Genomic DNA, 24966 nt, shown 5'->3' on the forward strand with positions numbered 1-24966 from the left:
CCCAGTGCCTGGGCTGTCATATTGCGCTCCCGCGCCCGGCAACAGAACCAGGCCGGCCCAATGCAGAAAGGCAAAGAAAAGCCCCCCTTGTGCAAAGGGGGGACAGCATGGCGCAGTCATGCAGGGGGGATTGCGAAGCTGATTGCATCCGAGAGGGTGTTATCTATTCCACTTTGCCAGGACTGCACTATGGCACCTTCCGGTGCTGGCTCGCCAGCGCCGGAGCACCGAGGAACAGCAGCGCATCCAGCCGGGGAGAGTATGGCCGTCCCGACACGGGACCCGGAGCACCGAGGAACAGCAGCCCATACAGCCTGGGAGAGTTTTGGGTGCAGCGTCACGCTGCCGCTGCAAATTTGCCGTTGTGCTGGGCGTGAAACCGTAGTATAATAGATTTGTATATCTGCAAATGGAAAGGCGGCAAAGTGCATGGTGATACTGGGGATCGACCCGGGGTATGCCATTGTGGGCTATGGCGCCGTGGAAACAGGCAAAGGCCGGATGCGCGCCCTGGGCTATGGGGCCATCACCACCCCGGCCGGGGTGCCCCTGCAAAACCGGCTGCTGGAGATTTATCAGGATATGCTCACCCTGCTGGATCATTTCAAACCCGATGCGGTGAGCGTGGAGGAGCTGTTTTTCAACACCAATGTGACCACCGGCATTGCCGTGGGCCATGCCAGAGGGGTGATTCTGCTGGCAATCGCCCAGAAGGGGCTGCCCTTTTATGAGTATACCCCCGGCCAGGTGAAGCAGGCGGTGGTGGGCTATGGCAAGGCGGAAAAACGCCAGGTGATGGAGCTGACCCGGAACATCCTGGGCCTCAAGAAAATCCCCCGGCCCGATGACGCCGCCGATGCCCTGGCTCTGGCGGTGTGTCATGCCCACAGCGCCTCCTCCCGAATGTTTCAAAACAGGAGTACATAAGGATGTTTCATCATATCAAAGGAACGGTTTTTCATGTGGACCCAAACCGGGTGGTGCTGGACAACGGCGGGGTGGGGTATAGCATCAACACCTCCTTTTTCTCGGCTTCGGCGGTGAAGAAGGGGGAAGAAGCCCTGTTTTACACCTATCTCCATGTGCGGGAGGACGCCATGGAGCTCTATGGCTTTGCCACCGAGGAGGAGCTTTCCTGCTATAAGATGCTCACTTCCATCTCCGGGGTGGGGCCCAAGGCGGCCTTGGCTATTTTGTCGGTGGTCACCCCGGAAAAACTGGCCCTGTGCGTCATTTCCGAGGACGAAAAGGCCCTGACCAAAGCCCCCGGCGTGGGGAAGAAGCTGGCCCAGCGGATCATCCTGGAGCTGAAGGACAAACTGGCCAAAAGCCAGCTGTCGGTCTCTGGAGGTGCCGGAGTGGAACTGCCCCAGCCGGAAGTCAATATGGGCTCTGCCGGGGAAGCTCTGGCCGCCCTGACGGTGCTGGGCTATGGCCGGGCCGAAGCCGCCGAGGCCCTCAAAGGCCTGGACGAAAGCCTGCCGGTGGAGGAGCTGGTGCGCCAGTGCCTGAAAAAGCTCATGCGGTAATGGGGGATCACAGTGGCAATCGAATTTGAAAAGGATCTGGAAGAAGAACGGATCGTCACCAGCAGCTTGACAAAGGAGGACGAAGGGGAAAACTCCCTGCGCCCCCGGAAGCTCACAGAATACATCGGCCAGAGCAAGGCCAAGGACAATCTGTCGGTGTTCATCGAAGCCGCCCGGCAGCGGGGGGAACCTTTGGACCATGTGCTGCTCTATGGCCCGCCGGGCCTCGGCAAAACCACCCTGGCCGGCATCATTGCAAACGAAATGGGGGTCAATATCCGCATCACCTCGGGCCCGGCCATCGAAAAGGCGGGGGACCTGGCGGCCCTTTTGACCAACCTGAATGAAAACGATGTGCTTTTTATCGATGAAATCCATCGCCTGAACCGCAGCGTGGAAGAGGTGCTCTATCCCGCCATGGAGGACTATGCCCTGGATATCATCATCGGCAAAGGCCCGGCGGCCCGGTCCATCCGGCTGGATCTGCCCAAGTTCACCCTCATCGGGGCCACCACCCGGGCAGGACAGCTGACCTCGCCCTTGCGGGACCGGTTCGGAGTGATGCTCCGGCTGGAAATGTACTCCGCCGGGGAACTGCAGAAGATCGTCACCCGCAGCGCCGGAATATTGGGCATCGACATCGAGCCGGAAGGAGCTTTGGAAGTGGCCATGCGCAGCCGGGGCACCCCCCGTATTGCAAACCGGATTTTAAAGCGGGTGCGGGACTTTGCCCAGGTGAAGGGGGGCGGCGCCATCACACGGGAGATGGCCGACCTGGCCCTCAGCGCCCTGGAGATCGACAAGCTGGGGCTGGACATGACCGACCGGCGGATGCTGGAAAGCATCATCTATAATTTCCGGGGCGGCCCGGTGGGTCTGGAGACCCTGGCGGCCACCATCGGGGAAGAGGCCGTGACATTGGAAGATGTGCAGGAGCCCTATCTCATGCAGATCGGCTTCCTCACCCGCACGCCCCGGGGGCGCTGCGTCACCAAAAAAGCTTACGATCATTTGAATATTCCCTTTCTCGGCCAGCAGGAGCTGACGCTGTAAAGGGGCAAAAAGGGGTAAAAGGAAAATGGGTAAATATTTTGGAACAGACGGCATCCGTGGGGTGGCCAATGAGGAACTGACCTGCACTCTGGCCTTTAAGGCCGGGTTTGCCGCCGCCAGTGTGCTGACAAAGGAGCTTTCCCACAAGGCCAAAATCTATATCGGCCGGGACACCCGGATCTCCGGGGACGCCCTGGAATGTGCTCTGGCCGCAGGCATCTGCTGTGCCGGAGCCGACGCTGTGCTGCTGGGAGTCATCCCCACGCCGGCCGTGGCCTACCTCACCGTGGAGCACAAGGCCGATGCAGGCATCGTCATTTCGGCGTCCCACAATCCCTTTGAGCATAACGGCATCAAGATCTTCGGCGCAAACGGCTGCAAGCTGTCTGATGAGCTGGAAGCGGCGGTGGAAGAGCTGATCGACGATCCTTCCGGGGCATCTCCTGTCACCGGGGGCAAGATCGGCCGGGTACTGCCCATGGCCCACGCCGCCTGCGATGAATATGTGGCCCATGTGGCCGAAGCCGCCGGGAGCCTCAAGGGTCTGCGCATCGCCGTGGACTGCGCCAACGGCGCCGCCTCCCGCACCGCCCCCAACCTGTTCCAGCGGCTGGAGTGCGAAACCGATCTGATTTTCTGCCAGCCTGACGGCATCAACATCAACACCGGCTGCGGCTCCACCCACATGGAAGCTCTGTGCAAAAAGGTGCGGGAAGGGTCTTACCACCTGGGTGTGGCCTTTGACGGCGACGCCGACCGCTGCCTGCTGGTGGACGAAAAGGGCGAAGTCATCGACGGCGACCAGATCATGGGCGTGCTGGCCGCGGCGCTGAAAAAGCAGAACAAGCTGAAAGGCGGCGTTGTGGCCACAATTATGTCCAACCTGGGGCTGAAAAACTTCCTCAAGGATAAGGGCATTCCCATGGCCGCCACCAAGGTGGGGGACCGGTTCGTGCTGGAACAGATGCAGAAGGACGGCTGGAACCTGGGCGGCGAGCAGTCGGGCCATGTGATTCTCACCGACCACGCCACCACCGGCGACGGCGAGCTGACCGCCGTCACCTTCCTTCGGGTGCTGAAGGAAAGCGGCAAGAAGGCTTCTGTTTTGGCCGGTGAGATCGCCCATTACCCCCAGAAGATGATCAATGTGCCGGTGCCCAACGACAAAAAGAAAACGGTGGCCGACCAGCCGGAAGTGCAGGCCATCAGCCGGGAGATCGGGGAGGTCTTTGGGGAAAATGGCCGCATCCTCATCCGGCCTTCGGGCACCGAGGCCCTGGTGCGGGTGATGGTGGAAGGCCAGGATGAAAAACTGGTAAATGAAATGGCCCAGAAGGCCGCCAAGGTCATCGAGGACCTGTATTCCAAATAAAAAAGCCTGTTTTTTCAAGGGCAGGCAAGGGATCAACCTTTACCCCTCTTTATCCCCGGGAAACCGGGGATGGAGAGGGCAAAGGCCGAAAAATGGAAAGGTGGTGAGGCCGCGCAAGAGCAGAAACAAAGAAACAAGCGCCGGGACTGCCTGCGGGCAGTTGACGAGGTGGGGGAGGATCGAACCATTCGGCGGATGCCCCCTGCGCATTGACGCCTGGCCATAAAGCGGAGGAGAGAAAAAGGGCGGGTGACCGCCGTGACAACATCCCCGCAGGCGTTCATTTTAATTTGGAGGAAAAATTCTTATGTGCGGAATCGTAGGATATGTGGGCCGGGAAGAGGCCGTGCCCGTTTTGCTGCAAGGATTGTATAAACTGGAATACCGTGGGTATGACTCTGCCGGTGTGGCGGTGCTGCGCCCCGAAGGGCTGAAGGTGGTCAAAACCAAGGGCCGCATCAAGAACCTGGAGGACAAGGTGCAGCAGGTAGGGGGCATGGAAGCCACCTGCGGCATTGGTCACACCCGGTGGGCCACCCATGGTGAGCCTTCCGATGTGAATGCCCATCCCCACATCAGCCGCAATGGACGGATCGCCATCGTCCACAACGGCATCATCGAAAACTACCTGGAACTGCGGGAAATGCTCACCAAAGAGGGCTATGAGATGCAGTCCCAGACCGATACCGAAGTGGTGGCCCACCTGTTTGAGCACCATTTCAAAGGGGATATGATGCAGGCCCTGATGGACACCGTGAAGGATCTGCGGGGCAGCTATGCTCTGGGCATCCTCTCCGCCGATGACCCCGGCGAGATCTACTGCACCAAGCGGGACAACCCGCTGATCATCGGCGTGGGCGAAGGGGAGAACCTGATCGCCTCCGACATCCCTGCCATCATTCAGAAAACCAAGCATTATATCGTGCTGGAAGACAACCAGATCGCCCGCATTACTCCCGATCAGGTGGAGGTGTTCAACGCCTTCGGCCAGAAGCTGGAGCCTGAAGTGCAGACGGTGAACTGGGATATTTCCTCGGCGGAAAAGGGCGGCTATGAGCACTTTATGATCAAGGAGATCATGGAGCAGCCCAAGGCCCTGCGGGATACCATCTCTCCCCGGATCGAGGGCGACCTGCCCCGGCTGGAGGAATGCGGTCTCACCGATGAGCTGTTCCACGATCTGCGGAACATCCACATTGTAGCCTGCGGCTCGGCTCTCCATGCCGGCCTGGTGGGAAGAGAGGTCATTGAGCGATTTGCCCGTGTGCCGGTTTCGGCATCGGTGGCTTCGGAGTTCCGGTACCGCAACCCCATCATCGGCAAAGAGGATCTGTGCATCGTCATCAGCCAGTCCGGCGAGACGGCGGACACCCTGGCCGCCATGCGTGAGGCCAAAAAGCGGGGCGCCCGCACTATTGCCATCGTCAATGTGGTGTCCTCTTCGGCAGCCCGGGAAGCCGACAGCGTGCTGTACACCTGGGCCGGCCCGGAGATCGCCGTTGCCACCACCAAGGCCTATTCCGCCCAGCTGGCCGCGCTGTATCTGGTGGCCATCAAGGCCGGCCTGGCCCGGGGTACCCTCACCGAGGAAGAGGGCAAGGAGTATTGCCGGAAAATCAATGAGCTGCCTGAGCTGATCACCGAAGCTCTGCGCACCCGGCCCCAGATCCAGTATCTGGCCTCTCTGTACAGCAACCGGCAGAGCGTCTTTTTCATCGGCCGTGGGGTGGACTATGCCGCCGCCCAGGAGGCATCCCTGAAGCTGAAGGAGATTTCCTACATCCACAGCGAGGCCTATGCCGCCGGTGAGCTGAAGCACGGCACCATTTCCCTCATCGAGGACGGCACCCTGGTGGTGGCCATGGCCAACGACAAGGCGCTGTATGAAAAGACTCTGTCCAATGTGAAGTCGGTGAAGGCCCGTGGCGCCAGCGTGATCATGGTGACCAACGAGGAAGTGGAGCCCGATCCGGAGATCTGCGACTTTGTGGTGAAGATCCCCGATTGCGACCCGGCTCTGTCGGCGTCCCTGTCCATCATCCCCATGCAGCTGTTCTCCTATTATATGGGCGTGTACCGGGGCTGCGACATCGACAAACCCCGTAACCTGGCCAAATCTGTCACCGTCGAATAGCCCAGTGCCTGGGCCGTCATACTGCGCTGCCGCGCTGGGCAATATGACGGAGGATGGTTGGATGCATTTTGGCAAAGAGAGTTATGGCCGTCCGGACACCGGACCGGCGTGACGCTGCACCCAAAACTCTCCCAGGCTGAGATGCGTTGTGGGCCTGAGTGCTCCAGTGGCGGCGTGCCGCCACTGGAAGGGGCTGTTTTGCAGTCCTGGGCCCAGTGCCTGGGCCGTCATACTGCGCTGCCGCGCTGGGCAATATGACGGAGGATGGTTGGATGCATTTTGGCAAAGAAAAGCCCCCTTTGTGCAAAGGGGGGACAGCATGGCAAAGCCATGCAGGGGGGATTGTGAAACCAAACAAATTCACCCCACCTGACCATATGAATCCAAAAGGCTCCCCGAGGGGAGCCTTTTTTGTTTGGCCTCCTTCTGTTGCTTCGTGCGGCAGCACAATATGGGTGCAGCGTCACGCTGCCGCCGCCAGGGGGAGCCTTTTTTGTTTGGTTTCGTTCTGTTGCTTAGCGCGGGAGCGCAGTATGGGAGCGGAGGCACTCCGCCGCAGTATGGGTGCAGCGTCACGCTGCCGCTGCCGCAAAAATTTTCATGGGTGAGGGGGATTTCCCGAAAAAAATAGAGAAAAGCAGGAAATAAACCTTGCATCACAGGCAAAATTCCGTATAATAGTTCTGTAACACTACCTACAACATTATTGACCGGAAGTCCTAGGGCCTTCCGGGAGGAGGAATCAGTTCATGGATGAGATCGATGTCAAAATACTGCGCTGCCTGAAAAACAACGCCAGAGAAAATGCCTCGGTGATCAGCGAGAAGGTGAGTATGTCGGTGTCCGCCGTCATCGAGCGGATCCGCAAGCTGGAAAATTCGGGGATGATCCGGCAGCACACCACCATCATCGATCAGGTCAAGGCCGGGAAAGATGTGACCAGCTTCATTTCCATCAGCCTGGAGCACCCCAAGCACATCGAATGCTTTACCAATTTCGTCAAGGACAACCGGGAGATTCTGGAGTGCCACTATATCACCGGGGACTTTGATTTTATGCTCAAGGTGGTCACAAACTCCACCCAGACCCTGGAGCGTGTTCTCAACCAGATCAAAAGCGTCAGCGGGGTGAAGATGACCAAAACCATCGTCATTCTTTCCACGGTGAAAAATGAATATTCGGTGGACCCGGAGGAAATATTGAAATAAGGGAGCCAGGCTCCGGGGATTTGGATAATTCTTCTTGACAAAGGCCGAAAAGATGGAGTATACTTGCATCGTGTTAGACACTTTTGCACAGCGAGGGCCCCTTTTATGCCACAGGAAGACTCTGTTTTTCACAAAGCCCCTCCCAATGGGGAAGAGGAAATGGCCCGGCGGTACGCCCGTTTGGTTCAGTCCTGTGTGCGTCCCTATTTTCTCACCGGCGGCGATTATGACGACCTGGTGCAGGAGGGGATGATCGGTCTACTCAAGGCCATCCGGGAATATGATCCCGGCCGCTCCCAGAGCTTTGAAGCCTTCGCCGCTTTGTGCATCCGCCGTCAGGTCTATGATGCCCTCCGCCGCAGCAAGCGGAAGGACGGCCACCTTCGCATCGAGTATGTGGAGCAGGCGGAAGGGGATGGGGAGAACATGGCTCAGGCGCCCTCTTCCCAGGACCCGGAAGCACAGTTTCTGGCAAAAGAGTCGGCATGGGAGATCCAGAAAGCGTTATCCGGGCTGTTGTCTGCCTTTGAAACGGCTGTGCTGCGATCCTATCTGGAAGGCTATACTTCTTCGGAGATTGCCGAGGGCCTTCACCGCACCCCCAAAGCGGTGGAAAATGCCATCGGCCGCATCCGGCGCAAGCTGGCCAAATATCTGCAACAAGGGCGACAGCAGGATTGACTCCTGTTCGCAATAAAATCATCCAATCCCATAGAATGGGAGAAAAAAGAGAGGTAACGCATCATGTTCCAGGACAAAACACTCGTTTGCAAAGAATGCGGCAATGAATTTGTTTTCACCGCCGGTGAGCAGGAATTTTATGCCGAGCGTGGCTTCCAGAACGAGCCCCAGCGCTGCAAGGCCTGCCGCGACGCCAGAAAGGCTGCCGCCCGTGGCCCCAGAGAGTATTTCACCGCCACTTGCGCCGCTTGCGGCAAAGAGGCCAGAGTGCCCTTTGAGCCCAAGAGCGACAGACCCGTCTATTGCAGCGAATGCTTCGCCAAGATGAAGGAGGAGCAGCAGGCCTAGTCCGGTGTCCGGACAGCCACACTGCGCTGCCGCACTGGGCAACAGGACGAAGGCTGCTTCTGTTTAAATCAAACAATCGACGCCAGCGGAATTTTTCCGCTGGCGTTCCCTATCTTTTCCCCATGGCCATACTCTCTTTCCCCAGGAAGATACAACCAGCAAAGGCAAAGAGAGGAACGGGTCCAGCGTCACGCTGGTCCGCTGGCGTTCCTATCTTTTCCCAGGCTGGTTGGGTGCAATCCGGCAAAGAAGGCTCCCTTGTGCAAAGGGAGCTGTCGGCCAGCGCCGACTGAGGGATTGAGGTGCAGCGTCACGCTGCCCCGCCTGGGGCGCGAAAAGGGTCGGGGAAAAACCTAGTTTTTCCCCGAGGGCCAGAAGCGGCGTCACCTACCGGTCTGATGGTTATTTCGGCTTTACGCCGAAATAACACGCCGCCAATGCCGGAAATCCCCCAAAAGGATTTCCGGCAGCCTTCACCGCAGTGAAGGCTCTGGCCCGCCTGGGGTTGAAATGGGGAGAAGATTGGTGTATAATAGGGAAAGATTCCATGTCAGTGGGATGGGAGGTGTAAGAAATGATCGTAACAAGAGATACCACCATCGGTGAGGTGCTGGCTGAGGACATGGGCGCTGCCCGTTTCTTCTTCGAGATCGGCATGCACTGTGTGGGCTGCCCCTCTTCCAGCGGCGAATCCATTGCCGAGGCCTGCGTGGTGCATGGCACCAACGAGGACGAGCTGGTGAGCAAGCTGAACGAGTATTTCCAGTCCAAATAAGAAACAGGACAAAGGCGGCAGGTCGGGAAAAAGGCCTGCCGTTTTCTTTTGCTTTGAGAAAGGGGAGAAAGGGCCATGGTATTTTCCAAGCGAATGGAGGCATTGGCCGATTTGTGCCAGGGAGCCCGGCGGGTGATCGATGTGGGGTGCGACCATGCCCAGCTTTGCGCTCTGCTGGTGACGGAATACGGCGTGGAACACGCCTTTGCCTCGGACATCCGTCCGGGTCCGCTGGAAAATGCCCGGCGCACCATCGGGGAGCTGGGGCTGATGGGCAAGATCACCCCGGTGCTCTCCGATGGGCTGGATGCCTTCGGCCCCGGGGACGGGGACACGGTGATCATCGCCGGCATGGGCGGGGAGGAAATGATCGCCATTCTCTCCCGTGCCCCCTGGGCCGGAAGGGACGGGGGCCAGGTGATCCTGCAGCCCATGACCAACATCCCCAAGCTGCGCCGGTGGCTGACGGAACAGGGCTACAATGTAAAAAAAGAGCGGGTCATAAAGGACGGACGCAAAGTTTATACAGCCATGAATATTCAAAAAGGCGCCGACCAAAGCGGCGCTCAGGACTATGCATATTTATTCGGAACGGCCCTTTTGCGCGACCCGCTGTGGCCTCTTTACAAGGAAAAGCTGCTGACGAAATACGGCGCCAGCGCCCGGGGCCAGGAACAGGCCGGGCTTTCGGACACGCCGGAGCAGCGGATTTTCCGGCTGCTCCAAAGCCTTTGATTTGATCTTTTGGGGAAGGATGAGAAGAATATGTCCATGGACGCCATCACCATCAACGGCCTGTGCCGCCAGCTGCAAGGGGAGCTTTCGGACAGCCGGGTGGATAAGATCTTCATGCCCCGCAGGGAGGAGGTCATTTTGTCCCTGCGTAGCCATCGGGGGGCATGGAAACTGGTGATTTCCTGCTCCGGCGCCGGGGGGCGGGTGTATCTCACAGGGGAAAAGACCGAAAACCCCGATGCGCCCCCCATGTTTTGCATGCTGCTGCGCAAGCACCTCACCGCCGCCCGGCTTCTGGAAGTGAGCCAGCCGGAGTATGAGCGGATGCTGCTCTTCCGCTTTTCGGCCTATGACGATTTCGGAGAGCTGTCGGAAAAATCCCTGGTAGTGGAGCTGACCGGCCGGCGGAACAACCTGATTCTGCTTTCGGGGGACGGCACCATTCTGGGCTGTCTGAAAAAGGTGGACAGCGAAATGTCCCCCCAGCGGCCCATCCTGCCCGGGCTGCGCTACCAGATGCCGCCCCGGCCCCCGCGCCGCAGCCTGCTGGCCCTGACGGAGGAGGAAGCCGGGGCCCTGGCGAAAAAAGCCCTTTCCCAGGAGGACGGGGCCAAAGCCCTCACCGGGGAGCTGGATCTGGTGTCCCCCCTCATCGCCCGGGAGCTGTGGCACCGGGGCGGAGGAAGGGAAGAAGCCCTGGCCGCAGAGATCATGGACCTTTCCCGCCGGGTGCAGGAAGGAAACTACCAGCCCACCCTGTTTTGCCGTGGGGAGGAATATGTGGACTTTTCCTTCATGCCCATGGGCCATCTGGGGGAGGATGTCCGGAACCTGCCCCAGGAGGGCTTTTCCCAGATGATCGAAAGGTTTTATGGGGCGCGGGCCGCGGAAGAGCGGCGGAAATCGGTGTCCTCGTCCCTGGAAAAGCTGATGGCCAACCAGGAAAGCCGCCTACAGCGCAAGCTGGCCAACCAGCGCAATGACCTGCTCCGGGCCGAGAAGCGGGAAGATCTGAAACGCCGGGCCGATCTGATCATGGCCAACATCCATAGGATCCCCCAGGGGGCGGAGAAAGTCACCGTCACCGACTATTTTTCTCCCGACCTGCCCCAGGTGGAGCTGGAACTCAGTGGGGACAAGACCCCCCAGCAGAACGCCCAGGCCCTATTCAAGGAATACACCCGGATGAAAAACGCTCAGCAGGCCCTGGAAGAGCAGATCGTCCAGGGGGAACAGGAGCTGGAATATGTGCAAAGCGTCCAGCTGGCCTTGCAGCAGGCCCGGGACATCAAAGAGGTCAGCGCCATCCGGGAAGAGCTGCTGGAAAGCGGCTATCTCCGCTCCAAGGAGAAGCACCCCAAAAAGAAAAAGCCCGCCGCCTTCCAGCCAAGAGAATACACTTCGCCTTCGGGAAAGCGCATCCTCTGCGGCCGGAACAACCGGGAAAACGATCAGCTGACCCTGCGTACCGCCGGGAAAAACGACCTGTGGTTCCATTCCCAGAAGGCCCCCGGTTCCCATGTGATCCTCTTCACCCAGGGCCAGATGCCCACAGGAGAGGATCTGGAATATGCCGCCCGGATCGCCGCGGGACATTCCAAGCTGGCAAAGCAAAGCCTGGCCCCCATCGATTACGCCCTGGTGCGTCATGTGAAAAAGCCCGCCGGGGCCAAGCCGGGCATGGTGATCTACACCGATTATAAAACTCTGTTCGTCCGCCCGCTGGAAGACTAGCGGCCAGCGTGACGCTGGACCCATACTGCGGCGGCGTGGCGCCGCTGCCATACTATGCTGCCGCACCCGGTAGGTTGTATCAAGAAAGGCAAAGATAATATGGCCGTCCGGCCACCGGACCAGCGTGACGCTGGACCCGTTCCTGTCTTTGCTTTTGCCGGTTGTGTCCACCTGGGCAAAGAAAGTCTGGCCGTCCCGACACGGGACTTCCCCGACCTTTTTCGCGCCCCAGGCGGGGCTCCACCGGTTCCAGGTGCCACAGAAAAGACCAGGTATTATTTTGGGGTAGGGCGGACGACCCTTGGTTCTATTGCCGGACCAGCCCAAAAGAAAAAGCCCTCCTGAGTAGGAGAGCTTTTTTTCTTTGCACGCTGCCAGGATTGCACAATAGCCCCTTCCGGCGGAGCCGGAGCATCGAGGCCCGCAACCCATACAGCCGGGGAGAGTATGGCGGCGGAGGCACTCCGCTGTTATTTCAGGAAGTCCCAGAAGCTCTTTTCTTCCTCGTCACCAAGATCCATGGCCTTGTAGACCATCTGCACGGCTTCCGAACGCTTCAGGTTGTCATTGGGACGCACATTCCCGCCGGTGGTCTGCAAAATACCGGCCTGCAAGGCATCCTGTACGGCCTGAGCGGCCCACTGAGGCACCTGGGCCGCGTCTTTCAGGTCCATGGGCAGGTTCACTCCGGCGGGCACATCCATCGCCCGGTCCAGAATGACTGCGGCTTCCGCCCGGGTGATGGGATCGTTGGGACGCAGCACCTTGCTGCCGCTGCCATCGGGGCTGCCCTGCACCACGCCGGATGCCAGGGCCGCTGCCGAGGCGGCTTTGGCCCAATCCGGAGTCTGGGCGTCGTCAGAAAGGCCGCTGGGCACCGCCATGGAGGGCAGGGGAATGTCACTGGCCGCCATGGCCATGGCAATGAATTGAGCTCTTGTCACCGTTTCTTCCGGATTCAGGAAGTAGTCCTGCCCGATCTGCTCCCCGGAGAATACCCCGGCTTCGGTGAGCTGGATGGCAGCGTAATGGGCCGGATCATTTTCCAGATCGGCATAGCGGACGGTCTCTTTGCTCTCCTGTTTTTTGACACTCACCTTTACCTGAGCCGGATTGGATGCGTTTCCCTGGGCATCGGTGACATAATAAGTGAAGGACTCTTCATAGCTTTTGCCCTCTTTGGGGGTATAGCGGAATGCGCCGCTCCCGGCCACTTCCGCCGTGCCCTTTTCCGGTTTTTCCATGAGGAAAAAAGTCAGCTCATCCCCTTCGGCATCGCTGGCCTCCAGCTGGCCGGAAAGGGGCAGGTCCACACAGGTCTCAAAGGAAAGGGAAGTGGCAATGGGGGCGCTGTTGGGGGTATCGCTCAGGCTGATGGTCACATCCACGCTCTTTTCTCCGGCGCCATAGTCCTCAAACACCGGCAGAAATGAAAAGGTGGCCTGGGTATCCTCTGCTCCCGCCGGCTCAAAAGACAAGGCGCTCAGGCCCTCCAGGGAAATGCTTTCCCCCAGGGAAATGGGCTGGCCTGCCAGAAGCAGCCGGCCTGCGGCAGCATCGGGCAAAGCCGAAACCGTGATGCCCTCCAGCGCATCATCTCCTGTCAGACGGGTGGTAAAGTCCTCCTGAGAAAAGGTGACGATGGCCCCGGCGGTTTCGGATTTGGAGAAAGCGGCCGCTGCAGGAGCGGTTTCCTCTTTGTCCAAAAGGGCAAAAGCGGCGGGGAAGAGGGCGCAAAGCGCCAGGCTGCCGCACAGAGCAGCACAGCGTATTTTCCATATGCGTTGATCCATAAGGTGTTTTCCTCCAGTCATGCAGAAATGGAAGGAAGGGGACAAAAATCCGCCTTCCTGTTCCTTTGGAGATAATGTCCCCGGGGCAAAGGAGGAATATTCCCCTGAAAAGGATGATAAATGTTGCCAGAACACCAGAAAAAGGTTGAAATTATCGGCCATTTATGAGAAGATAAAAGTAATCGATTTAAGCCAACAGGAGGATGCACAATGAGTGAACGCAGCCGCGTTTTGATCCTGGATTTTGGTGGGCAGTACAATCTGCTCATCGCCCGCCGGGTGCGGGAAAGGGGCGTTTATTGCGAGATCAAGCCCTATAACATCTCCATGGAGGAGATCCGTCAGTTTGCCCCTTCGGGCATCATTTTCACCGGCGGGCCCAGTACCGTCTATGAAGAGGGAGCGCCCAAATGCGATCCCGCCGTTTTTGAGCTGGGCGTGCCCGTTCTGGGCATCTGCTATGGCCAGCAGCTGATGACCCTGATGCTGGGAGGCACCTGCAAGGCCGGTACTGTGCGGGAATACGGCAAAGCCGAGCTTCTGCACAATTCCAGCAGCCTGCTTTTTGAGGGCGTTCGCCAGCAGTCGGTGTGCTGGATGAGCCACACCATTTCGGTGGATCAGCTGCCCGAGGGCTTTGTCACCAGCGCCAAGACCAAGGATTGTCCCACCGCCGCCATCGAAAACCCGGAAAAAAGGCTCTATGGCGTCCAGTTCCATCCCGAAGTGATGCACACCGAGGAAGGCACTCTGATCCTGGAGAACTTCCTCTATAAGATCTGCGGCCTTTCCAGCGAGTGGACCATGGCAGCTTATTCCAAGCAGGCCATTGAGGAGATCCGCCAGAAGGTAGGCAATGGCCGGGTGCTTCTGGCCCTTTCCGGGGGCGTGGATTCCTCGGTAGCCGCCGCGCTGATCAGCCAGGCGGTGGGCAGCCAGCTCACCTGCGTGTTTGTGGACCATGGCCTTCTGCGCAAGGACGAAGGGGACATGGTGGAAAAGGTCATGGGTGAAAAGTTCGACATGAACATCATAAGGGCCAATGTGCAGGACCGTTTCCTTGCAAAACTCCAGGGCGTCACCGATCCGGAAAAGAAGCGGAAGATCATCGGCGAAGAATTTATCCGGGTCTTTGAGGAAGAAAGTAAAAAGATCGGCGCCGTGGACTTTTTGGCCCAGGGCACCATTTATCCCGATGTGGTGGAAAGCGGTCTGGGCAAAAGCGCCGTCATCAAGAGCCATCACAATGTAGGCGGTCTGCCTGACCATGTGGATTTCAAGGAGATCATCGAGCCGCTGCGGCTTTTGTTCAAGGACGAAGTACGGGCCCTGGGCCTGGAGCTGGGCCTGCCGGAAGAGCTGGTATGGCGTCAGCCCTTCCCGGGACCGGGACTGGCCGTGCGGGTCATCGGCGAGATCACAGCGGACAAGCTGGCCATCCTGCGGGAGGCCGATGCCATTTTCCGGGAAGAGATTGCTAACGCCAAGCTGGACCGGGACATCAACCAGTATTTTGCCGTTCTGACCAATATGCGCTCGGTGGGCGTCATGGGCGACGAGCGCACCTATGATTATACCCTGGCTTTGAGAGGGGTGGTCACCTCCGACTTCATGACCGCCGACTGGGCCCGCATTCCCTATGATGTACTGGAGAAAGTCTCCAACCGCATCGTAAACGAAGTGCCCCATATCAACCGCATCGTCTATGACATCACCAGCAAACCCCCCGCAACGGTGGAGTGGGAATAAGAAAAACAAAACACCGGAAGCCTTGATACATCAGGGTTTTCGGTGTTTTTTTATGCAAGTACCTGGTGCAATATAAATCCGTCTGTGATATACTATTTCCAGGTTACTATTTCCAGACGGCCGGGTATGACCGGGCCGTCATGCCAAAGAACAGTCACGGGCCCCGCTGAAAACAGGCCATGTTCTTCCGGCAGGTAGGGGGGCAAACAGGGGAGAGGGAACTGCTCTTTTGCCCAGCCGGTGATGCTGGTTTCCGGTATTTATAAATTTCTAAAAATTTTTTCTTTTTTTATAAAACCAACCGGCGCCCAACCGGCACTATCCAATAGGACCAAAAAAACAGAAAGGAAGATATCCCATGAAAGTACGCAAACTCCTGCCCTTTGTCTTAGCTCTTGGACTGGCTCTGACTTTGTTCCTGCCAACCCAGGCAGCCGAACTGACCTACGAAGTCACAGGCGGCAAGCTCTATTTCGACGCCGCCACCGGCACCATCACCCGCAGCGATATGACCATCACCGAAGCGGATATCCCTGCTGAAATCTACGGCGTTCCCGTCACCGCCATCGGTAGCTACGCATTCAACCAGCACCAAGATCTGACCCGCGTGACCATTCCCGACACGGTAACCTCCATTGGTCGCCAGGCCTTCGGTGCTTGCCGTTCCCTGGAGCAGATCGTCCTGCCCGACAGTGTCACCACCCTGGATCAAGGAGTATTCTCTAGCTGTACCGCATTGAAAAGCGTCACCCTCAGCCGCAGCCTGACCACCATTCCCCGAGACACTTTTGCCGCTTGTTCCTCTCTCACCGGCGTCACTCTGCCGGAGGGGATCACCACCATCGGCCGTGACGCTTTCTCTGGCTCCGGCATCACCAGCCTGACCCTGCCCAATAGCGTCACCACCCTCTCCGACTCCTCTCTGGCTGACTGCAAAAAACTGCAAAGCCTGTATATCCCGGACAGCGTCACCTATCTGGGGGAATGGGCCCTCAGCAACTGCACCAGCCTCACAAGTGTGCGCCTGCCCTCCGGCATCACCACTCTGCCCATGCGGCTGTTTGAAGGCTGCATCAATCTGGAAAGCTGCGTCATTCCCGACGGCGTGACTTTGATGAACGACGCCTTTCGCTTCTGTACCAACCTGAAAACAGTGACCATCCCCGACAGCGTCACCCAGATTGTCAGCGGTACTTTTTACGGCTGTGACAGCCTGACCGATGTGTACTATGGCGGCACCGCCCTCCAGTGGAGCCAGATCGAGATGGGCGGTCTGAACGACGGCCTGGACCAGGCCACCATCCACTTTGCCCAGCCGGTGGCCGGCTTCACCGATGTGGACACCGGCGATTATTTCGCCCAGGCCGTGCAGTGGGCCGTGGATGAGAAGATCACCACCGGCACCGGCAATAACACCTTCTCTCCCGCCAGCACTGTCACCCGGGCCGAAGCGGTCACTTTCCTGTGGCGTGCCGCCGGTTCTCCGGCGCCTGCGTCCTCTGTTTCTCCCTTCTCCGATGTGACAGATAAAAACGCCTACTATTACAATGCCGTTCTGTGGGCCGCCGAAAAGGGCATCACCGATGGCATGGGCGGCGGCGTTTTCGGTCTGTCCAGCGCCCTGTCCTATGACCAGATCTTCACCTTCCTCTGCCGGGCCGCCGGAGAAACGGCCTCCGGTTCCGATTGGTCTGCTGCCGCAGTGAACTGGGCCCAGGCCAGCGGCCTGACCGAAGGCCTGAACTTTACTCCCAAGGCCAGCTGCCCCCGCTCCGATGTGGTCTACTGCCTGTGGAAGCAGCTGGGGGCCGCCGCCTGATCTGACATCCACCTGGTTTGATTTGCCCGAAGGCCGGCCCACCTCTTTACAGGTGGGCCGGTTTCTGTTCTATGGCCCGGGTGCTTTCCAAACTTTTTCAAAAAACCCCGCCGGATGGTTTCTTTTTGATTCCATATCCTGTACACTATTTATATTATAGGAGGGAATGTGCTGGTCTCCAGGCCATTTATGCAATAAGAGAGGGAACCTATGAAAATTGATGAGGAAAAGCTGGAGGAATTGATCCGCCGAAGCATCCAGGGGGAGGAAGAGGCCCAGGAAGCCCTGGTGCAGGCGGTGCAGAATAAAGTGTATTATCACTGCAAAAAGATGCTGAAAAAAGAAGAGGACGCCCAGGATGCCACCCAGGATGTGCTGATCGTCATGCTGAGCAGTCTTTCCAAGCTGCGGGATCCTGCCGCTTTCTGGGGCTGGGTCAACGGCATCACGGCCAACCGGTGCCGCCACCTGCTGTCTGCGCCCCGCAGAGAGTGGCAGATCCCGGAGGATGAGGAAGGCGTCTCGCTATTGGACAAGGCCCCGAATCTGGACGAAACGCTGGTGCCGGAGCAGGCCCTGGACAACGAAGAAACCAGCCGGATGATTCTGGAGCTGGTGGACAACCTGCCGCCGGAACAGCGGATGTGCGTGCTGTTCTATTATTACGACGAAATGAGCGTAAAAGAAATCGCCCAGGCCATGGGCACCAGCGAAGGCACGGTGAAAAGCCGGTTGAACTATGCCAGAAAATCCATCAAGGCCGGGGTGGAGGAGCACGAACGCCGGGGCGTCAAGCTCTATGGTCTCAGCCCCGTGCTGCTTCTGCTGTATTTCCTGCGGCGGGAGGCGGAAAGCACCGCTTTGGACAGCGCCGCTTCTGCCGCCATGGCCAGCCAGGTGCTCTCCCAGGCCGGAAGCGCCGCTTCGGGCACAGCGGCCGCCGCCGGAGAAACGGCCGCCGGTGCTTCCGCCGGAACCGGGGCGGCTGCGGGCATCTCCGTAAAGGTGGTGGCCGCCGTATTGGCCGGGGCCGTGGTCATCGGCGGCGCAGCTCTGGAGCTGATTTCCCGTTTCGGCCAGAAGGAGGAGGCCTCCACTCCGCCAGAGAACTCCCAGGCGGAACAGGAGGAGCAGGAGGACACCTCTTTCGGCGCCCTCCATGGCTTCACCCTGGTAGACCCCCGGGCCTATGAGGATATCCCGTTGACCACCCAGACCGGGGATGCAGCCCTGGAGACCGTTTCCTCCACCGGCGGGCTGAGCCAGCCGTCCATCACGGTGAGCGAGCCCGATGGGGAAGGGTATGTGACCTATACCATCCGTTACAGCAACACCGCCCAGGTCCTCATGGGCAATGCAGGTAATGCCTCCCTGGCCTTCACCATCGTCACCCAGGAATACAGTCTTTACGACTGGTACACCGGCCAGCTTTATTTTCCCGATCAGCGGTCGGGTGGCGGCGGACAGGTCCAGGCCAAAGGGGAGGCCCAGGTGGAGCACGAGGGAAAGACCTTCTCCATCTCCTATGAGAAGGTGTGGCAGAGCGGCATGGACTACGGCGACTGGCAGGAAAGCAGCCGGCCTGGCCTGAACCGGGAGATCACCATCGACGCCTGGCAGGATGTGACCTATACCCTCCGGGTGCCCCAGGACTATGACGGGGTGCTCCTGGGAGTGAATATCGTCGATCCACCGGATCTGAACCGGACGATCCAGATTCCATGGGATCTGGCAGTAGACGACCCGGCCCATTATGAGTTTGTCCGCATCAGCGACCACGCATCCTGATCTTCGCTTTTTTCATATGATCCTGTTTTGCATAGAGATCTGGATTCAACCGGTTCCCTGGGAGAAATAAAAGGAGGTATTTGCGATGAAGAAAATCAAACAGGTTTTTGCCCTGCTGTTGGCCCTGGTGCTGACAGCGGGCATCCTGCCGGTGGCGGCTGCCAATACCGGCTTCCACGATGTGCCGGAGGGCGCCTACTATGCCGACGCCGTTATCTGGGCATCGGAAGAGGGGATCACCCTGGGCACCGGAAACGGCGCTTTTTCACCGGAGAGCACCGTCACCCGTGCAGAGGCCGTCACCTTCCTGTGGCGGGCCGCCGGGTCTCCGGCTCCCGCTGGAGTCTCCACCTTCAGCGATGTGACCGACAAAAACGCCTATTACTATAAGCCCGTCCTGTGGGCCCTGGAGAAGGGGATCACCAACGGCGTGGGCGGCGGCCGGTTCGACCCCTACGGCACCCTGGCCTACGACGAGATCCTGGCCTTCCTGTGCCGCTTTGCCGGGGAAGATGCCCTGGGAAGCAACTGGTCGGCTTCCGCTCTCAGCTGGGCAAAAGAAACCGGCCTGACCGATGGCCTGAGCTTCTCGGCCAAGGCAGGCTGTCCCCGCCGGGATGTGGTCTATTGCCTGTTCCAGCAGCTGGGGGACAACGGGGAAACAGAGGAGCAGCCCGTTCTCAGCGATGAAGTCGGAGCCACTCTGACCATCACCACCGGTTTCCTGGACCGGAAAGCTACCATCGACATCAGTCCGTTCAACCTGGAGGCTTCCCAGGCCGAGCAGCTGGCCCGGAAGATCGCCGATCTGGACGGCAAGAACCCCTATGGCATCAAAAGCATCCATGCCTTTGAGCAGGATGGAAACCTTGCCAAGCACCTGTCGGTGACCTATACCAGCAGCACTGCGTCCTCTGCCACCGTGGCGGAGAGCGACTGGCGCTATGTGTCTGCCGCCGCCCAGGCCGAGGCCCAGCGGGTGGTGGGCAACCTGATCACCAGCAACATGAGCGATTACGATGTGGTCAAAACCCTCCACGACTACCTGATCACCCATTGCGATTATGACATCCGGGTGGACATTGGCAATATGCCCTTTATTTCCCACCAGGCCGAAGGGGCCTTGCTCAAGGGAACTGCTGTGTGCTCCGGTTATGCCAAGGCCTACGAGATTCTGCTGGATGCCGCCGGCATCCCCTGCGAGACCATCACCGGCTTTGCCGGGGGCTATCACGCCTGGAACCTGGTGCAGGTGGACGGTCAGTGGTATCATGTGGATGCCACCTGGGACGATCCCACCACCCGTGGCGGCGACTACATCCGCTATAAGTATTTCCTCAAAAGCGACAAGGTGATGGTCAACCGGAGTCACCGGAACTGGGAAGTTCTTCACTCCTGCACCAGCACCAAATACGATGAAGACCTGCTGGATTCTGTGGACCAGGCCACGGCCGATGAGCGCCAGAAGCAGGTGAATGCCATCCTGGCCCTTTGCGCTCCCGCCCTGGAGAAGGTGCCCACCTGGACCCAGGCCGAGATCCAGGCCCTTTCCGACCAGCAGCTGGATGAGGAGCTGTATTTCATCATCGACCTGTCGGACTCCGGCTGGGATTCCAATACCCTGAGCAAATACAGCCGTGAAGTGATCAACACCATCGTGGCCCAGCATCCCCAGTTTGCCTATGGCTCCTTCCGCTCCAGTGAGAAGCACCTTGAATTTTACCGCTCGGATATTGCGACCGAAAAGAAGCGCCGCCAGGATATCAAGGAAGAGGAGAAGGATCAGCAGGAGGCCCAGGATGCCGCCAACGCCCCAGAGGTTCAGAAGCTCCTGGAGCAGGCCATTGCAAGCGGCACCTGCGAAACCTATCAGATCACCCTCACCGGTTACACCGATGGGGCCATCCAGCTGGCCTGCAAGAACATGAAGACCCCGGGCTATACCTTCAGCGGCTATACTTATGCAGCATCCAGCACCACTTCGGATTACAATGTCACCGCCAAAACAGGGGGCATTGTTGCCATCACCAACTACAAGTGGGGCCGGAACGAGACCCAGCGCTACATCGATCAGATCGAGGAAGCCATCCGCAATGGCCGTCAGCACATCGAGCTGCAGCCGGGGAATTATCCCGACAAGGAAAAAAGCTACTATGCCTCCAAGGCCGTCCGTCAGGTGGCGGTGGAGGGCTACACCGTGGGCGGCCTCATTTCCAAAGTGGACTATGTGCTGTATGCGCCCAAAATCAATGCCAACACCCGGGTCACCACAGCCCGCATCGAGTATCCCGCCCAGGGCAATATGACCGAGGAGGAAGCCCTGACCTATTACACCCAGCAGATCCGGGATGCCATCCAGCGGGGGGAGACCCAGCTGAAACTGGCCACCCATTTTAAGACCGAAAACAACTACCGTGATGTGCTGGAAACCGCCTGCGCCCAGGTGAAGGAAGAGACCGGCTACATTGTCCATGTCTCCGGCATTTCCCGTGTGGCCGCCGATTCGGAGTATGTCATCGAGGAAAGCACCGTCTCCATCAAGCCGCCCAGCGAAAACTGAGCCTTTTGCGGATTGACAAACAAAGTCCCCTGTGGTATATTAGCTGAATTCAAGAGACCATGGCGAAAACAGGAACACAGAAGGAGGAAAAACGATGGACAACAACAAGCGTCCGGAGAATATGGAACGCATTACCACACCGGCCCTGGCGGAACAGTTCATCCAGGAGCAGGTGAAGGAGATCAAAGCCCAGGTAGGGGATAAGAAGGTGCTTCTGGCCCTGTCCGGCGGTGTGGATTCCTCGGTGGTAGCGGCGCTGCTCATCCGGGCCATCGGCCAGCAGCTGGTGTGCGTGCATGTGAACCATGGCCTTCTGCGCAAAGGAGAGCCGGAGCAGGTGGTGGAAGTGTTCCGCAACCAGATGAAGGCCAACCTGATCTATGTGGATGCAGTGGATCGTTTCCTGGATAAGCTCCAGGGAGTGGCCGAGCCGGAGCAGAAGCGGAAGATCATCGGCGCCGAGTTCATCCGTGTGTTTGAGGAAGAAGCCCGCAAGCAGGAAGGCATCCGGTTCCTGGCCCAGGGCACCATCTATCCCGATATTCTGGAAAGCGGCCCGGTGAAGGCCCATCACAATGTAGGCGGTCTGCCGGAGGATCTGCAGTTTGAGCTGGTGGAGCCTCTGCGCCTTTTGTATAAGGACGAAGTGCGGGTTGTGGGCGATGCTCTGGGCCTGCCGGCCGGCATGGTCTACCGTCAGCCGTTCCCCGGCCCTGGTCTGGGCGTGAGATGCCTGGGCGCCATCACCCGGGACCGTCTGGAAGCGGTGCGGGAATCGGATGCCATTTTGCGGGAAGAGTTTGCCAAAAACGGTCTGGAGGGCAAGGTCTGGCAGTATTTCACCCTGATCCCCGATTTCAAGAGCGTGGGTGTGCGGGACAATAAGCGTGCCGATGAATGGCCGGTAATCATCCGGGCCGTCAACACCAAGGACGCCATGACCGCCACTGTGGAGGATGTGCCTTTTGCCCTTTTGCAGCACATCACCAACCGGATCGTAAACGAAGTCAAGGGCGTCAACCGGGTCTGCTATGACCTGACTCCCAAGCCCACCGGCACCATCGAGTGGGAATAACAATAGGTTTTCTGAACTCGTAAAATTAGTTTAGAAATCAGAAGAAAATAAGAGAAAAACCACGAAACACGGAAGAAAATGTTCTGTGTTTCGTGGTTCTTTTTTGTTGCCGTACTATAATCGTACTATTTGCAAAAAATAGCCTTGAAGTTTTAGCCCTGTTGGGCTTTGCTGGAAGCGGAATGGGCTTCTTCAATCAAGGCCGCAACTTCTGAATGTTTGTTGGGGTAAAGATGGCTGTATGTCTGAAGGGTGGTTTCTATGTTTTCATGGCCCAGCCGGTCAGCAATCAGCAAGGGGGAGAAGCCTTTTTCGATGAGAAAGGAAGCGTGGGAATGCCGCAGATCGTGAACCCGAATTCGCTTTACCCCGGAAGCCTTACACCCTCTGATCATTTCATGGAGAAGATAGCTTTTAGTTTGTCCGAAAAGCCGCCCCGATGGATCAGTAACATAAATACAGGTGGAATACCGCTGTACCATTTCGGACAGGAACGGGGGCAAAGTAATGATCCGTTTGCTTTTGGGTGTTTTGGGTGGTAGGATCAAATCTTCCTTCTTGTGTCGGGCATAATTTTTAGAAATGCTCACCGTATGGGCTTCAAAATCAAAATCATCCGCAGTTAAAGCCAACAGTTCACCGGAGCGCATACCAGTCCAAAACAGCAGATTGAAAATCACAACAGAAGGGGGCTTGTCGGCCACCGCTTGGACGAAACGGTTAAATTCTTCTACCGTCCAAATCTCCATTTCATCAGCGTGCTTTTTTCCCATGCTACCGGCAAGGCGGCAAGGGTTACTTTCCAACCGGTAATACTTCACAGCAAAATTGAAAATGGCGCTGGCCTGATTATTTACCGTTTTTAGATAGGTTGGGGAATACCCCTTGGGATCAGCTAAAAGTTCATTTTGCCACTTTCTGATTGTGGCCGGGGTAATGGTGTTGATTGGCATATCCCGGAAGAAGGGAAGAAGTTTGGTGTCAATCAGAAATTGCTTGTTGGAATAAGTGGTGGGTTTCAGACGGTGCTTGCAATCTTCCATGTAAAGTTCCACCAGAGAACCAAAGGACATATCACAGGAAGCATGGGCCTTGGATAAGAATTCCCGTTCAAAATCTTGGGCTTCTTTCTTCGTCCTGAAGCCTTCCTTCTTCTTTTGCTTTCGGTTCCCTGTCCAATCGGTATAGTAGAACTTGCAGAACCATGAACCGGCTTTTTCATTTTTGTATACTGGCATTATATCACCCAGCCTTTCAGGAAAAAGGGTATGCAAAACCAAACCCAGTGTGATATAATGTTCAATGGGGATTGAAACATTAACTTCAAACGGGTTTTGTTTCGCCTGACCGCTTCCGGTGTGCCACCACCGGGGGCGGTCATTTTTTTACTTGTTGAGTTCCGCTGTTATTTCTTGGATAATTTCAGCTTCGGGCCGGGTGTCCTTCAGTCGATCCACCAAGGCCGGAATAAAAGCCTTAGTACATTGCACAAGGGTTTCTATGTCCTTTTCATACAGGATGAAACTGTTTGACGCTTTTCCGATAATCCAATAGGGACATTCTAACCCGGATTCCCCCATGATGCCCTTTCCTTCAACAGCACCATAGATTTCTTCCAGCGCCGCAATGATGCCACTGTGAAGGTTGACCGCCCTTTGGAGGGATTTCACATTTTCAGCGCCAATTTGAAGATCAAACCATTCAGGGCCAATCAATTCAGCGGGTGTAACCCCCAAACCATTTGCAATTTTACTGATAGTTTCCATTTTGGGATTTAGTTTTCCCGCCTCATATCGCCTGATGGTTGGTTCTGCGATTCCGGCTAATTCTCCAAGTGCCTTTTGCGTTAAGCCCCTTTCAAGCCGCTTTGCTTTAATTTTTTCGCCTATGGACATTTGCACCACCTCATATCAACTATATCATAAGGCAACACAGAACAGCAACAAAAATTTCTTTCAAAGCAACTTGACAGCAACTTAACTTTCTGATAGGATTATATCAGCAACAAAACTTGCTGTCAACCCCTGTTCAAAAATTTCAAAGAAGGTGAGAGCATGATTGTAAGTAAGAAGAAGTTAGAAATGGCTATGGCAAATGCCTGCCTAAATACGCAGGAACTTTGCAAAGAAATCAACATGAAGTACCAGCAATTTTACCGGGTAGCAAACGGCAACAACTGTAAACCCGCCACCATCGGTAAGATCGCCAAAGCCCTGAATGTCCCCGTTGAAACCCTGATTGAAGATTGAGAAAGGAAGTAGAACCATGAACGAATTTACTTTGACCGCTGATTTTGGCATGACCGCTTCTGATGATGGCTTCATCCAGTACGGTATTCACCCCGGTGATACCATCATGTTTAAGAAGTCTGAAGATTTCCCCGTTAATGGCTCCATTGTGGCGGTGATCATTGATGATGGCCCCATCACCCTGAAGCGGATTTCCTTCTATGGCGATTCCTTGGACTGCTATCTTGAGGGCGGTTCCAGCCGGGTTGCACCTATCTTTATCAGCCATGCCGAGTATGGCCGTCTGAAGGTTTTGGGTGTAGCTGTCAGCGTGATCCACAGCTTGGCCCCGGCTGAAGAATAAGGGGGCAAACCCATGAAGCAG

Annotated in this window: 21 protein-coding genes; 18 read left to right on the forward strand and 3 right to left on the reverse strand. The window is 57.4% G+C overall.

Annotated elements, in window-relative coordinates; translation table 11 throughout:
- Positions 1 to 429: 429 nt before the first annotated feature.
- The 11 genes from ruvC (at position 430) to H6A25_RS07395 (ending at position 11569) form a co-directional block, all read left to right on the forward strand.
- Positions 430 to 927, forward strand: coding sequence for a crossover junction endodeoxyribonuclease RuvC (gene ruvC, locus H6A25_RS07345; protein ID WP_204751318.1), 498 nt, complete (start codon positions 430 to 432; stop codon positions 925 to 927).
- A 2-nt stretch (positions 928 to 929) separates the two neighbouring features.
- The gene (gene ruvA, locus H6A25_RS07350) at positions 930 to 1529 is read left to right on the forward strand and encodes a Holliday junction branch migration protein RuvA (RefSeq protein ID WP_204751319.1); all 600 of its coding nucleotides are present in this window, start codon (positions 930 to 932) and stop codon (positions 1527 to 1529) included.
- A 12-nt stretch (positions 1530 to 1541) separates the two neighbouring features.
- Positions 1542 to 2582 (forward strand): Holliday junction branch migration DNA helicase RuvB, encoded by a 1041-nt coding sequence (gene ruvB, locus H6A25_RS07355; RefSeq protein WP_204751320.1) that lies wholly within the window; start codon positions 1542 to 1544, stop codon positions 2580 to 2582.
- Between the two features lie 25 nt (positions 2583 to 2607).
- Positions 2608 to 3954, forward strand: a complete 1347-nt coding sequence (gene glmM / locus H6A25_RS07360) for a phosphoglucosamine mutase (protein WP_204751321.1) — start codon at positions 2608 to 2610, stop codon at positions 3952 to 3954.
- Between the two features lie 307 nt (positions 3955 to 4261).
- Positions 4262 to 6088 carry a glutamine--fructose-6-phosphate transaminase (isomerizing) gene (gene glmS / locus H6A25_RS07365; RefSeq protein WP_204751322.1) on the forward strand — a complete coding sequence of 609 codons (1827 nt, stop codon included), beginning with the start codon at positions 4262 to 4264 and terminating at the stop codon, positions 6086 to 6088.
- Between the two features lie 749 nt (positions 6089 to 6837).
- Positions 6838 to 7296, forward strand: a complete 459-nt coding sequence (locus H6A25_RS07370) for an Lrp/AsnC family transcriptional regulator (RefSeq protein WP_204751323.1) — start codon at positions 6838 to 6840, stop codon at positions 7294 to 7296.
- A 105-nt stretch (positions 7297 to 7401) separates the two neighbouring features.
- Entirely contained in the window at positions 7402 to 7977 is a 576-nt protein-coding gene (locus tag H6A25_RS07375) for a sigma-70 family RNA polymerase sigma factor (protein ID WP_204751324.1), read from the forward strand.
- Between the two features lie 63 nt (positions 7978 to 8040).
- Positions 8041 to 8325 carry a zinc-ribbon domain containing protein gene (locus tag H6A25_RS07380; RefSeq protein WP_118428809.1) on the forward strand — a complete coding sequence of 95 codons (285 nt, stop codon included), beginning with the start codon at positions 8041 to 8043 and terminating at the stop codon, positions 8323 to 8325.
- Between the two features lie 574 nt (positions 8326 to 8899).
- Positions 8900 to 9100: a DUF1858 domain-containing protein gene (locus tag H6A25_RS07385; protein ID WP_204751325.1), complete on the forward strand. Its 201-nt coding sequence runs from the start codon at positions 8900 to 8902 to the stop codon at positions 9098 to 9100.
- 75 nt (positions 9101 to 9175) lie between these two features.
- On the forward strand, positions 9176 to 9835 hold the full coding sequence (locus H6A25_RS07390) for a class I SAM-dependent methyltransferase (RefSeq protein ID WP_204751326.1): 660 nt from the start codon (positions 9176 to 9178) through the stop codon (positions 9833 to 9835).
- A 30-nt stretch (positions 9836 to 9865) separates the two neighbouring features.
- Positions 9866 to 11569: an Rqc2 family fibronectin-binding protein gene (locus tag H6A25_RS07395; RefSeq protein WP_204751327.1), complete on the forward strand. Its 1704-nt coding sequence runs from the start codon at positions 9866 to 9868 to the stop codon at positions 11567 to 11569.
- Positions 11570 to 12039: 470 nt separating this feature from the next.
- Here H6A25_RS07395 and H6A25_RS07400 read toward each other — a convergent pair whose 3' ends face one another.
- Complete coding sequence (locus H6A25_RS07400; protein WP_204751328.1) at positions 12040 to 13362, reverse strand: S-layer homology domain-containing protein; 1323 nt, start codon at positions 13360 to 13362, stop codon at positions 12040 to 12042.
- 210 nt (positions 13363 to 13572) lie between these two features.
- Between H6A25_RS07400 and guaA (H6A25_RS07405) the strand changes: the two genes are divergently transcribed.
- The 5 genes from guaA (H6A25_RS07405) (at position 13573) to guaA (H6A25_RS07425) (ending at position 22353) form a co-directional block, all read left to right on the forward strand.
- Positions 13573 to 15111 (forward strand): glutamine-hydrolyzing GMP synthase, encoded by a 1539-nt coding sequence (guaA, locus tag H6A25_RS07405; RefSeq protein WP_204751329.1) that lies wholly within the window; start codon positions 13573 to 13575, stop codon positions 15109 to 15111.
- A 358-nt stretch (positions 15112 to 15469) separates the two neighbouring features.
- Complete coding sequence (locus H6A25_RS07410) at positions 15470 to 16930, forward strand: leucine-rich repeat protein (RefSeq protein WP_204751330.1); 1461 nt, start codon at positions 15470 to 15472, stop codon at positions 16928 to 16930.
- A gap of 210 nt (positions 16931 to 17140) precedes the next feature.
- Positions 17141 to 18718: an RNA polymerase sigma factor gene (locus H6A25_RS07415; RefSeq protein WP_204751331.1), complete on the forward strand. Its 1578-nt coding sequence runs from the start codon at positions 17141 to 17143 to the stop codon at positions 18716 to 18718.
- An 85-nt stretch (positions 18719 to 18803) separates the two neighbouring features.
- On the forward strand, positions 18804 to 21278 hold the full coding sequence (locus H6A25_RS07420; RefSeq protein ID WP_204751332.1) for an S-layer homology domain-containing protein: 2475 nt from the start codon (positions 18804 to 18806) through the stop codon (positions 21276 to 21278).
- Positions 21279 to 21321: 43 nt separating this feature from the next.
- Positions 21322 to 22353: a glutamine-hydrolyzing GMP synthase gene (guaA, locus tag H6A25_RS07425; protein ID WP_275951890.1), complete on the forward strand. Its 1032-nt coding sequence runs from the start codon at positions 21322 to 21324 to the stop codon at positions 22351 to 22353.
- A 152-nt stretch (positions 22354 to 22505) separates the two neighbouring features.
- Here guaA (H6A25_RS07425) and H6A25_RS07430 read toward each other — a convergent pair whose 3' ends face one another.
- Positions 22506 to 23591, reverse strand: a complete 1086-nt coding sequence (locus H6A25_RS07430; RefSeq protein WP_204751334.1) for a site-specific integrase — start codon at positions 23589 to 23591, stop codon at positions 22506 to 22508.
- Positions 23592 to 23738: 147 nt separating this feature from the next.
- Entirely contained in the window at positions 23739 to 24248 is a 510-nt protein-coding gene (locus H6A25_RS07435) for a helix-turn-helix domain-containing protein (RefSeq protein ID WP_204751335.1), read from the reverse strand.
- A gap of 159 nt (positions 24249 to 24407) precedes the next feature.
- On the opposite strand from H6A25_RS07435, the gene H6A25_RS07440 reads away from it, so the two are divergent.
- On the forward strand, positions 24408 to 24602 hold the full coding sequence (locus H6A25_RS07440; protein ID WP_204751336.1) for a helix-turn-helix domain-containing protein: 195 nt from the start codon (positions 24408 to 24410) through the stop codon (positions 24600 to 24602).
- A gap of 16 nt (positions 24603 to 24618) precedes the next feature.
- Positions 24619 to 24945 carry a LexA family protein gene (locus tag H6A25_RS07445; RefSeq protein ID WP_204751337.1) on the forward strand — a complete coding sequence of 109 codons (327 nt, stop codon included), beginning with the start codon at positions 24619 to 24621 and terminating at the stop codon, positions 24943 to 24945.
- Positions 24946 to 24966: the final 21 nt, after the last annotated feature.

The sequence above is a fragment of the Intestinimonas butyriciproducens genome (assembly GCF_016901775.1).
Taxonomy (GTDB): Bacteria; Bacillota; Clostridia; order Oscillospirales; family Butyricicoccaceae; genus Pseudobutyricicoccus.